General features: G+C 56.4%; 10 protein-coding genes and 1 riboswitch. Of the genes, 3 read left to right on the top strand and 7 right to left on the bottom strand.

The features are described 5' to 3' along the window. Window positions 1-1558 (bottom strand): LTA synthase family protein (locus AB5Y85_RS18235; RefSeq protein ID WP_368221931.1); only part of this gene is annotated, 1558 nt, incomplete at its 3' end. Between the two features lie 255 nt (window positions 1559-1813). Here AB5Y85_RS18235 and AB5Y85_RS18230 point away from each other — a divergent pair. Then, window positions 1814-2899 carry a hypothetical protein gene (locus AB5Y85_RS18230; RefSeq protein WP_005333743.1) on the top strand — a complete coding sequence of 362 codons (1086 nt, stop codon included), beginning with the start codon at window positions 1814-1816 and terminating at the stop codon, window positions 2897-2899. Between the two features lie 82 nt (window positions 2900-2981). On the opposite strand, the gene lysC is transcribed toward AB5Y85_RS18230, so the two are convergent. After that, window positions 2982-4334, bottom strand: a complete 1353-nt coding sequence (lysC, locus tag AB5Y85_RS18225; RefSeq protein WP_088869205.1) for a lysine-sensitive aspartokinase 3 — start codon at window positions 4332-4334, stop codon at window positions 2982-2984. 90 nt (window positions 4335-4424) lie between these two features. Further along, a riboswitch (Lysine riboswitch) is annotated at window positions 4425-4648 on the bottom strand. A 107-nt stretch (window positions 4649-4755) separates the two neighbouring features. Then, the gene (gene argA / locus AB5Y85_RS18220) at window positions 4756-6084 is read right to left on the bottom strand and encodes an amino-acid N-acetyltransferase (RefSeq protein ID WP_005345063.1); all 1329 of its coding nucleotides are present in this window, start codon (window positions 6082-6084) and stop codon (window positions 4756-4758) included. A 268-nt stretch (window positions 6085-6352) separates the two neighbouring features. Here argA and msrA point away from each other — a divergent pair, with 268 nt between their 5' ends. Continuing rightward, entirely contained in the window at window positions 6353-6985 is a 633-nt protein-coding gene (msrA, locus tag AB5Y85_RS18215) for a peptide-methionine (S)-S-oxide reductase MsrA (protein WP_216948451.1), read from the top strand. 261 nt (window positions 6986-7246) lie between these two features. On the opposite strand, the gene AB5Y85_RS18210 is transcribed toward msrA, so the two are convergent. From AB5Y85_RS18210 to AB5Y85_RS18200, 3 genes are read right to left on the bottom strand one after another with little or no spacing between them, the layout of a single operon-like run. Continuing rightward, the gene (locus tag AB5Y85_RS18210; RefSeq protein ID WP_005333735.1) at window positions 7247-7582 is read right to left on the bottom strand and encodes a DUF3802 family protein; all 336 of its coding nucleotides are present in this window, start codon (window positions 7580-7582) and stop codon (window positions 7247-7249) included. A 57-nt stretch (window positions 7583-7639) separates the two neighbouring features. Continuing rightward, window positions 7640-8140, bottom strand: coding sequence for a GNAT family N-acetyltransferase (locus AB5Y85_RS18205; protein ID WP_368221929.1), 501 nt, complete (start codon window positions 8138-8140; stop codon window positions 7640-7642). Continuing rightward, on the bottom strand, window positions 8137-8520 hold the full coding sequence (locus AB5Y85_RS18200) for an MmcQ/YjbR family DNA-binding protein (protein WP_019446158.1): 384 nt from the start codon (window positions 8518-8520) through the stop codon (window positions 8137-8139). Before AB5Y85_RS18200 ends, AB5Y85_RS18205 begins: the two co-directional genes overlap by 4 nt. A gap of 118 nt (window positions 8521-8638) precedes the next feature. Here AB5Y85_RS18200 and AB5Y85_RS18195 point away from each other — a divergent pair, with 118 nt between their 5' ends. Continuing rightward, entirely contained in the window at window positions 8639-9430 is a 792-nt protein-coding gene (locus AB5Y85_RS18195) for an alpha/beta fold hydrolase (protein ID WP_005333728.1), read from the top strand. 133 nt (window positions 9431-9563) lie between these two features. On the opposite strand, the gene AB5Y85_RS18190 is transcribed toward AB5Y85_RS18195, so the two are convergent. After that, the gene (locus AB5Y85_RS18190; RefSeq protein ID WP_100653532.1) at window positions 9564-11417 is read right to left on the bottom strand and encodes a retron Ec67 family RNA-directed DNA polymerase/endonuclease; all 1854 of its coding nucleotides are present in this window, start codon (window positions 11415-11417) and stop codon (window positions 9564-9566) included. Window positions 11418-11465: the final 48 nt, after the last annotated feature.

The following is an 11465-nucleotide window of genomic DNA, read 5'->3' as shown; positions in this document are numbered from 1 at the left end:
GGTGGGCGAACAGGGTCTGGTAGCCGTTCTGTCTGGCGCTCTGGGCCAGCCCCGGCACCTGCTGCGAGAGGTAGTAGTAGGGCACCACCCCCTGCTTGAGAAAGCCCACCGGCAGGCCGGTGTTCATCTCGAACTCCGCCAGCACCGTCATGCCGCCGGTGGTGGGGGAGTGGATGGTTTTTTGCCACTGCTGCACGCTGGCGGGCAGGGATAGGGTGGGAGCCGGGGCGCAGATCCGCCCCTTCCAGTCGAGCCAGAGCGACTCATATTGCAGCACGATCACCAGATCCCAGCGCGGCGCTATGCTCTGGGGCGGATAGCTCAGCTGCGGGGCCAGCTCGTTGATCTGCAAGGGGTAGCGAAACACGCTGCCACTTTGCAGCATCTCGTCCACCAGATTGAACAGATAGAGGCCCGGGCCGGAGCGGATGATGTCCCTGTGGTAGTTGACCGCGCGATCCACGTAACGAATGTTGGCCCCCAGCAGCTTGTTGCCGGTCTGGGTGGCAAAGACGCACAGGGCAAAGAAGGCGACGGTGGCAGCGGCTGTGCGCAGCACCCAGCGTGACAGGGCAAAGCGCCAGCAGAGAAACAGTGCCAGCAACACGGTGAAGATGGGCAGGATGGGGTGCTGGTCGAGCAGGATCCGCAGCAGCGCCAGCAGGTTGCCAAAATCATCCCCCCCGAGCGGCACGCCGTAGATGGCGATCTTCATAAAGTTGGCCAGCAGACCTATGCCTGACAACGCGGTAAAGACCAGCCCCATATAGAGGTTGAAGCCCGCCAGCGCGCATAGGCTCCAGCCCAGCACCATGCTGCCCCAGGCGAGATAGTAGTGCTCCGGCCGAAAACCTGACCAGAGCAGAAACTCCCCCAGCTTGAACACCACGAAGCCGTGCAGCAGCACGAAGGTGAGGTTGCCGAGCAGCAGGCTGCCGATGATCCGCCAGCGCAGGCTGCGGCGCAGCTTTGGCAGCACCGTTTTGAGCACGGCGGCGCTCAGGGCCAGCACCAGCGTCAGGCTCACCACCAGATAGGTGAGGTTGAAGCCCTGCTCCGGCAGGGTTTGCAGGATCTGGCTGAAATTGCCGCTCTCGGGGCGATCTTTGAGCAGCAGACCGATGCGCAGCTGATAGCGGCTGGCCAGCGCATCGTCCGGGGCGCGCAGGGTGCTGTTGAGATCCAGCGAGCAGCGGTTATTGCGGCACACCTGACGCTTATCCACCGCTTGACTGAGCTGGTCAATCCGCTCCCCCTTGTCGTTGAGCAGCTCCACCCGCACCTTGTCCCCCGCTTGCAATGGCCCTCGCAACTGCCACTGGCTCCGTACCACCAGATAGAGGCCGCGGCTGTCGCTTTTATAGAGCAGGGCGTGGCGGGTGAGGGTGGCCAGTGGATTGTCGGCGGGGCCCAGCACCAGCGGCTGGGCACGGCCCAGCCAGCTGCCGGGATTGATCAGCGGCAACAACAGGGTCAGCAGCAGCAATCCGCCCAGCAGGGCAAGCAGCAGAGAGGGCAGACTCAGGACGCGGGGGCGGCCTGAGGAGGGGCGATTCATATAAGCTCATCCTTTGAGCGAGTGAGGGAGAGATCGTTCATCCGCATAGAGTTTGACCCGATGGTGCGGGCCTTGTTTCAGCTTGTCAATTTAATGACCACTTAATGAATATTTGGTTACAGCTCAACCTTGCAAATTGTGATCCCGATCGAGGGGTTGTTCGGAATATGTGATGAAAGCGTCATCATGGGGTTTTGCCACTGGCTTGGGAGGGATCTGCTGTTTAGTCTCTCGATAGCGACTGGAGGTACATGTATGAATCCCAAAGTGATGGCACGTCAGGCCAGATTGCTGCGCATGCTGGAGAGCAAGGAAGAGATCCGGATCGGACGCGAGCGCGACTGCCCGCTGCCGCTGGCCCAACTGGTCAAGCTGAAGGATAGCCATCCGGCTGTGGTCAAGGTCTATCGCCACGGTCTCACCGCCGAGGTGTTTCACCTCAAGGTGGAGGGGCATCACTGGTGCCTCAAGCGGCGCCGTCAGGATTCACTGGTGGCCAACCTCGATGGCAAGACCGCCTTTCTGACCGAGCTGGAGCGGCGGCGCGAAATCGAGGCGCTGCGGGAGCTGCATCCTACTGTCCTCTCCCACGTGGTCTGCACCAGCTTTGGCTCGGCGCGGGCCGGTGTGCTGGTCTCTCCCTGGTTGCGGGGTGTGCCGGTCCATCAGCTCAACGAACGCAATCTGGCCCAGATGCTGGAGGTGCAGGGGGAGCTGGCCCGCTGGGGCTGGTTTGACTGGGACCCGAGCCCGGGCAACCTGCTCGATGACGGCGAGCAGATCTGCGTGTTCGACTTTGGCTATATGTGGACCTTCGATCCCCGCTTTGAATACAACTCCAATGGTCTGGTCGACCCGCAGTTCCATGTACCGGAGCGGTTGGAGACCCGCACCCTCTCGGGGCTTTGGCTCGATGAGGCCGATCCTCTGCCGCAATTTCGCTACTGGCGCGAGCTTTGTCTGAAATGGGTGAAACGGGAGATCCACCACCTGATCCGCGAAGGGGCAAGCGCGCCAGTGTTGGCCCGCCTGCACGCCTTGCAAGGGGAGTGGAGCGCCGCGCTGGCGAGCGACGAGGCGCTGGTCGCCAACTGGTGGCGGGACATGTATCGCAGCCATCGGCTTGATGTGGCCGATGATCTGAGTGGCCAGAGCTGCGGCCCGCTCACTCTGCGTCGTCTCGACTGGCTGATGCAGGCGGTGACGGATCACTATCCGCTGCTGGTGGATAATCTCTCGCCTCAGGAGACGGAGCTCGGCCAGACCGGGCTGCTGGCCCGCTTGCAGCAGCTGCGCCGCGAAGCCGTCGCCTGTCAGTTGCCAGCCACCAGCCTTGCCTGAGCCAATACCTTTGCGGAGTACAAATGAACAGGGCGCCGTGTTGGCGCCCTGTTGCATGGTCTGGTTCGCCTCGCGGTGAGGGTCAGTCCAGCAACTCCTGATGGAGGCGGTTGACGATATTGCCCGCCTCGCTCTCCTTGACCAGGAAGCAGAGGTTGTGGGCGCTGGCGCCGTAGCAGATCATCCGGATGTTGTGCTCGCGCAGGGCGTCAAAGACCTGACTGCCCACCCCGTTCACTTCGCTCATCCGGTTGCCGATGAGCGCCACCAATGCCAGACCGGTTTCCACCTCCACCTTGCAAAGCTGGCCCAGCTCGGCCAGTACCTTGTCGCTCAGGATCGGTTCGCCGTTGCTCTGGCTGCCGGTGTGATCCAGCGTCAATGACACGCTCACTTCCGAGGTAGTGATGAGGTCGACCGAGATGCGGTGACGGGCCAGAATGCCGAACACTTCGGCCAAAAAGCCGTAGGCGTGGAACATGTTGAGGCTGTGCAGGGTCACCAGCACCTGCTGGCGGCGCAGGGCGACGGCGCGAAACAGCGGGCTTGAATCTGTGCTGGCGCGGATCCAGGTACCACCGGCGGCAGGGTCCTTGGCGGAGCCGACAAACACCGGAATATTCTGGCGCACCGCCGGTTGCAGGGTGGCGGGGTGCAGCACTTTGGCGCCGAAGGTGGCCATCTCGGCCGCCTCGACAAAGCTGATTTCGGGAATGGGGCGGGCGCGGGTGACGAGGCGCGGATCCGTGGTGTAGATGCCGGGCACATCGGTCCAGATCTCGATACTAGCGGCATCGAGCGCTTCGGCGAGCAGGGCCGCGCTGTAGTCAGAGCCGCCGCGACCGAGCGTGGTGGTGCGGCCATCGCCATCGGCGCCGATAAAGCCCTGGGTGATGATGAGGCTGTCGCCAAGCTGCGGGCCCAGCGTCTGCTGGCAAAGGGTTCGGGTGGTGGCCAGATCGACGGTGGCCTTGCCAAAGCGGCTGTCGGTGCGCATCAGCTGGCGCACATCCTGCCAGTGGGCCTTGACGCCGCGCTGGCGCAACAGCTCGGTAAAGAGGCGGGTAGACATCAGCTCGCCGCAGGCGATGAGGCGATCGGCCAGCTCCGCATCGGTATGCTGGTGGGCTTGCTGGGCCATGAGGCGAATTTCGTCCAGCTGGCCATGAATGAGGGCGCTCACATCAACGGGGTTGCCGAGATCGGCCAGAATGGCCTGCTGGATCCCGGTCAGTTTGGCCAGCTGTTCGTCGCGGCCCGCTTCGTCCAGCTCCCCTTGTGCCAGAGTGACCAGCAGGTTGGTGACACCGGCGCTGGCGCTCAGCACCACCACCCGGGTGGCGGGATTGGCCAGCACGATGTCGGCGCAGTGATTCATGGCCGGGAAGTTGGCGACACTGGTTCCGCCAAACTTGGCGACATTGATCGGGCTCATTGCTTACTCCTGTCTTATTTTAAGATTCCGGTTCCATCGGGCAAAAAAGAGAGGAGGAGGCTGAAAATGGCAGGAATGAACGAAGCTATCCCGGCCAGAAGCACTCCACCTGCAGAGCCCATCCCGTACCGCCCCTGACAGGGCGCGGTGGGGGATGATCACTACCGATGACAACCCGGGGGATTCAGCCCCCGCAGCCGACGTTGAGGTTACCAGTCTCCTCACTCGTCTCGGCGCTGCTCCCCCTGACCCAAGTTCACCGGACGCTGGCGTCCTCCCTTGGGCTGCCTGGGCAGCGCTCCTCTTCTGGCTCCACCAGGGCGGTGGAGTGCATTTAGAAATACCCTGCGTTGGATTGCACTGTCAATCGAGTTTGTGAAAAAGTTCAAATTGTCGGCTAACTCAACACAGAATCAATGGCTTAGGCAATGGTCTTTGACAAAACCTTGGAACGGCGCTGCCAGTTGTAGAGACGCTGGCGCGCCACCGGCAGATCTTCCACCTCCAGCGGATCGAAACCCCGCTCCCGGAACCAGTGGATGGAGCGGGTGGTAAGCACGAACAGGCGGCGAATGCCAAGCCGCTTGGCCCGCTCGGCCACCTTGGCCACCAGCTGATCCCCCCGGTTGGAGTTGCGATAGTCGGGGTGAATGGCGACGCAGGCCATCTCCGCCATCGCCTCTTCCATGAAGCAGTAGAGGGCCGCGCAGCCGATGATGAGGCCATCGCGCTCGATGATGGTGAACTTGTCGATCTCCATCTCCAGTTGTTCGCGGGAGCGACGTACCAGAATCCCTTCCTCCTCCAGCGGGCGAATGAGATCCAGAATGCCACCGATATCCTCGATGGTGGCGGCGCGGGCCTGCTCGGCACTTTCCCGCACTATCTGGGTGCCGAGGCCATCGCGACTGAACAGCTCCTGCAGCATGGCGCCATCATCCTGATAGCTCACCAGATGGGAGCGGGGCACGCCGCCGCGGCAGGAGGCTATGGCCGCGCGCAGATAGCGGGCGGTGCCGGACATCTCTTCGCCCGCCTGCTCCAGCTCCACCAGCAGCTCTTCGGCCTGCTCGGGGAAGAGCTCGGAGATGGCTTCGCCGCGCCTGTCCATTACCCCCTGGGTACTGCTAAAGCAGATGAGTTTGTCCGCCTTGAGGTCGACCGCCACCCGGCGGGCCACCTCTTCGGAACTGAGGTTAAAGCTCTCGCCGGTGACCGAGCAGCCGATGGGGGAGATGAGCACCAGACTCTTCTGGTCGAGCTGGCGAGTGATCCCCTCCACGTCGATGCGGCGCACCCGGCCGCTGTGGCAAAAGTCGATGCCATCATCCACCCCCAGCGGCTGGGCGGTGACGAAGTTGCCGCTCACCACGCTGATCCGCGCCCCCTGCATCGGGGTGTTGGCGAGCCCCATGGAGAGCTGGGCGGTGATGTCGTATTGCAGGCCGCCACACACCTGTTTGATGATGGTGAAGCTCTCGTCATCGGTGACCCGGATCCGCTTGTGGTACTGGGCCTCGATACCGGCGCGGGCCAGCGCCTCATCGTTTTGCGGACGTGAACCAAACACCAGCACCAGGCGTATGCCCAGTGTCTGCAGCAGGGCGATATCGCTGACGATATTGGCGAAGTTGGGGTGGCAGATGGCTTCTCCCCCCATCATCAGCACAAAGGTGGCACCCCGATGCACATTGACATAGGGGGTGGATTGCCGGAAGGCATTGACCAGACTGGGTTCGCGTTCACGCACTTGATATTTCTTCCATAAAAAAACAGCGATTGGCTCAATATATGAAAATTAATTCACAAATCAAGACTAAATATTGATTTTGGCCGTTTCTGGTCTACGAGGGGCGGCTTGGCCGTGCGGATCGGGAAAGAGTGACGGACGGTGCAGATAGCCGTTGGAGCGAGCGGGGAGGGGCCCGCCGGTTGATCCGGCGCGATAAACTGCTATCTTCGATGCTCCTTTTCGTCAGCTGTGTGATTTCACAGGGTTTTATACAAGGACAGAATTCATGGAACAGATTATTTCACCGGCAGATGCCCTGCCGGGACGACGCGAAGCGATGGTGATTGGTCAGCAGCATGCGGTGAATGGCAACCCGACCCAGGGCCCCTGGCCACAAGGGATGGCGGTGGCCTGGTTTGGCATGGGCTGTTTCTGGGGCGTGGAGCGCCTGTTCTGGCAGCAGCCGGGCGTCTACTCCACCGCGGCAGGTTATCAGGGCGGCGTGACCCAGAACCCCACCTACAAAGAGGTGTGCAGCGGGCTGACCGGCCATGCCGAGACGGTGCAGGTGGTGTTTGATCCGGCGGTGATCAGCTACGGCGATCTGCTCAGACTGTTCTGGGAACAGCACGATCCGGCGCAGGGGATGCGTCAGGGTGGGGACATTGGCACCCAGTATCGCTCGGTGATCTTCTATGGTGACGAGAGCCAGCAGATCATTGCCCAGCAGAGCATGGCGGCCTATCAGCAGGCGATGGCGGCAAGCGGTGACAGCCGTGCCATTACCACCCGCATTCTGCCGCTGGCGCCCTTCTACTACGCCGAGGATTACCATCAGCAATATCTGGAGAAAAACCCGGATGGCTACTGCGGATTGGGTGGCATTGGAGTCTGTTTGCCGCCCAGCCTGAACCGCTGAACAGGTTTGTAGTCGATTTCTTAATAAAAGTGAAAATAAATGGTCGGAGGAGGGAACTTATTGCGACCAGTCGGGACTAATTAGGTAGCGTCCAGGGATCGGATGCAAAGTCCAGACACATTTCTTGCCTTGATAACCGCCTGATGAATGAACGCACTGGCGGGTTGAAAATGATAGCAAGCAGGGCTGCCCACCAAGGCGGCCCTTTTCCTTATCTGCTGTTTTGCAATCTTGCGTTGGGCGGGAGAGCCGGACGGCAGATCAGCCGATGGCGCTGTCGAACAGGTTCTTGATGAGATCGATAAACTCGATGAGGAAGGTTTTCTGTTCCGGGGTCGGGGCGCGCAGCCAGACGGCGGAGAGCACCTCCTCCAGATCGGCGACCACGGCATCGGCCTCCTGCATGATGGCGAAACGCACCTTGGGATCGAGCTGGGGGTTTTGCTCGCAAATGGCCATCAGGTTGCTGGCAACTCGGCCACTGACCAGATCTTCGATGGTCTCTTCACCATCGTTCTGCTGTTGGGATTCAAACAATCCCAAACTCTCCACCAGATACTCGATCAGCGAGATATAGCCTTCACTTTCTACCACCATGGTTGCTGCCTCAATACAGTAACAATACGAAAATTAAGCGTATTTTAGTGGCTTGCCCTAGCTTGGCAAGCAGCAGTGCAGGCGATGGCGAGTAAAACTGACTCCGCCCCGCTCCACGCACTCCAGCCCGGTCAACGTAAAGCCATGTCGTAAAAATAGCTCATAACTGAAGGCGCTGGCCTCGGTGGTGATGAGGGTCATACCGAGCCCTCTGGCCCCCGCGAGCGCCGTGGTGAGCAGCAGATTGCCCAGTCCCTGGCGCTGATGGTCGGCGCTGACATAGAGCAGACTGAGATGGCCATCGGGGCTCAGGGTGACAAAACCGAGGGGCACATTTGCCTGCTCCGCTACCCAGCCGTGGTGCTCGCGCAGCTGGCTGACAAAGCCCGGATGTTGTGAACCGAGGGCCCACTGCTCCACCTGCTCGGCGCTGTAGTGCTCGGGGCCGCAGCATCGCACCGCCTGCTCAAACAGGGTCACGAGAGCGGGGATATGTGCCTCGCCAAGGGGGACAATACAAAGTGCTGGACTAAGTGCTGGACTAAGTGCTGGCGTCATAAGGTTGGGCCGTCAGTAGGGGGGAGGGGGCGCGGCGCCTGTGGCCGTTTGGCTTTGGGCAGACCCGCGACAACCCGCTCATAGGAGTGGTGCACCCAGCCTTGCCACAGATCATCTGGCAAGGTGCTGTTCAGGGTCACTGTGTTCCAGTGTTGCTTGTTCATATGCCAGCCCGGTTTGACCTCTGGGTGGATCTCGCGCAGCAGCAACGCCAGCTCGGGCTCGCATTTGAGGTTGATGGTAAGCGGCTCGGCCTGCCAATCCACCAGCGCGAACATCTTGCCCGCGATGCGGTAGACCAGGATCTCCGGGCCAAACGGGGTATCTTCGGTGGCGCCCGGCAGGGTCAGCAGAAAGTGGCGCAAACGGGTCAAATCCATGGTGGGTTCTCGCGCAAGGGGTGATCCGGGTCATGTCAGGCGCATATCTATCGGCGGGCCTGTTCTGTTAATATGCGCGCAGCCGAGTATACCCCCCATCACCAAGGGAGCCTATTGGATGTTGTATCACAAGACTTTCGAACTGGGTCCCGAGCGGGATTGGGTGGTGTTTGTCCACGGCGCCGGTGGCAGCTCCTCCATCTGGTTCAAGCAGCTGCGCGCCTATCGCGAGCACTTCAATGTGCTGCTGCTGGACTTGCGCGGCCACGGCCAGTCCCACCAGCTGCAACAGGTGGTCAAGGGCCACTACAGCTTTCGGGAAGTGACCGAAGATATCGTTCGGCTGCTCGATCATCTCGATATCCGCCGCGCCCACTTCGTCGGCATCTCCCTTGGTACCATCCTTATTCGCCATCTGGCCGAGCTCTGCCCGGAGCGGGTGAAAAGCATGGTGCTGGGAGGCGCCATTTTGCGGCTCGATATCCGCTCGCGGGTACTGGTGCAGCTGGGCCGACTCGGCCAGCACTTCCTGCCCTATATGTGGCTCTACCGGCTGTTTGCCTTCATCATCATGCCGCGCCAGCACCATCAGGAGTCGCGCAACCTCTTTGTGCGCGAAGCCCGCAAGCTCTGCCAGAAAGAGTTCAAGCGCTGGTTCCGCCTCGCCACCGAGGTTAACCCCCTGATGCGTTACTTCCGCGAACGCTCCCTGCCCATTCCCACCCTTTATGTGATGGGGGAGGAGGATCATATGTTTCTGGCGCCAGTGCGCGAACAGGTGGCCCGCGATGCCAGCTCCTCATTAGCTGTGATCGAACAGTGCGGCCATGTCTGCAATGTGGAGCAGCCGGAGCAGTTTAATCGCCGTACGCTGGCGTTTATTCAATCGCTGGGAGGGGGGAGGAAATAATCCTTTGCCTCAATCCCGACTCAAACAAAGCGGGGGCATATATCTGGGCCAGCGCATATCCAGTTTGTTCAGCGATGTCACAGGAATAGCCGTACCTGCGAATGGGGCTAAACCAGCACGCTGGCGTTCCCTATCACTTAATGTTTTTATAGTGTTCAATTACTTTTGCAATAGGGTCTAGAAGCACTTTTAATCCAGTGAAATCAATGCTTTTCTTTTTCTCCTTTACAATGTGAGTAGCAAAAGCATCCTTGCTAAGGTCATTTTTTGTATCTCTTTTTTCAACAGTATTAAAGAATTTTCCATTTGAATGTTTCATCAGCCTTGTTTTGTCATCGAAGAAGTACTCTATATCCGTTTCCTCACCAGAATTTCCTAAAGGTGTAAATATTACATATAGATTATCCATAACATGTATAAATTCTGATTTTCGTATGTCATCCTTCTTATCCAAATGTGACGGGATTAATGTGATCATTTTTTGAAATTTATTCCCCTGCAATAAACTGACTATATTACTTGGTCCGGTATCATTATCTAGGAAAATAATCACAGGGTTTTTGGGCTTTAAGTTTTTATACGGAGCCATATTTTTATGGAAGTTTTCAATGAATCCTTTTAGATAGTCTGTGCCACCAAAAAGCTCCAATAAAAATCTAGTTCTCTTGGTATACTCAACAAAACGTATCAATAATTCGTATTTACCATCAGTCTTTATAGCTAAAGATGGATAATGTGCCATGAGTTCACTTATAGCTGACTTTAAATAAATGTTATCAGTTTTACCCTCACATAGAATTGTTGGTTTCTCGTTGCCGTAAAATAATCTATAGTATAGAAATTGGCTGAATGTTTTTTCTCTTCCAGAAAGTAAAATATTTGTGCTTTTGCCTATAGTCTTCAAACTATATTCTGGTGATAATGGTGCTTTTTGTCTTAAACGATTATAATGATCTACGTGGTCAATGAAATTTAGCTGGCCCTCTAATTCATCTAGATTACCTATAACAGATACACCATCTTCAATGGTAGTAAAAGTGCCAGTTTTGAATAGTGCATTGCATTTAGCTCTTGCTAAACGCCAATACTCTTTTTTTGTATTAGGTTTTTTGTTAACGACAAGTCCCGTTACATCTTGTCGAGAATTCTTATACTGAATCCTAGTTTTACCGTTATTAACAGAGAACCCAGAGCGTTTTATTTCATAAAGTAACTCGTTACCTAAAGTGTAATAACCCTCATTTTGCTCTGCAATTTTCTTAGGGAATTCAGATTTTCTAGTGGAAAAAGTTATATCATCGGCATATCTTGTGTATGTGCATTTATATTTTTTTGCTAAAGATGATAAATTAATATCCAAGCTGTGACATATTAGGTTTGATATAACAGGGGAACAGGGACTCCCTTGAGGGAGTTTATTATCATAGCAAGCTATTTGAGCTATTACTGTTGCAATATGAGGATCCAGTTTGAAATCATTATTCTTTATAAAATAGCCTCTAACCCTACCGAAATTAAATCTATCAAAAAAGTTCTCTATATCAATGTTTAGAATGTTTTTCTTTCCTATGTGCATCATTGCATTGGTAATAATGGAGCGCTTTCTTGAAAAGCCATGTGATAAAGAAGGTTGTTTAGATTTTGAAGAGGGAATTTTAATTTTCAAAACTTTTGCTGTGTAGTCAATATCACCATTCTCTCTGACTTTTGGTGCGGCTAGCTGGGATGTTGGATATTTTATTTTGTTAATTTCATCGATGCAATCTAAGAGTAAATTGGACAATTTCCTTTGTAGGCTTTTCAATTCTTCAGATGGAGCGTTAATCACTCTTTTACCGCCAGATTTTTTATCTATGGTAAATTGATGATATTGGTTTTCAGGCCGCACAATGTATAAGGTTCTAGTTAAGAATGCAGCATCCACACCTAACAATTTAGCTAATTCTGGCTTGGAGGATATAGACTTCAAGGACTGGAGTTTTGACATATATATACCCGTATATGAGGAGGCTTATGGGCACTCTTACGCACTATA

This window comes from Aeromonas sp. R3-1, assembly GCF_040908345.1.
GTDB classification, from domain to species: Bacteria; Pseudomonadota; Gammaproteobacteria; order Enterobacterales; family Aeromonadaceae; genus Aeromonas; species Aeromonas veronii.
The sequence above is the reverse complement of the archived record's forward strand: the minus strand, read 5'-3'. Positions and strand labels throughout refer to the sequence as shown.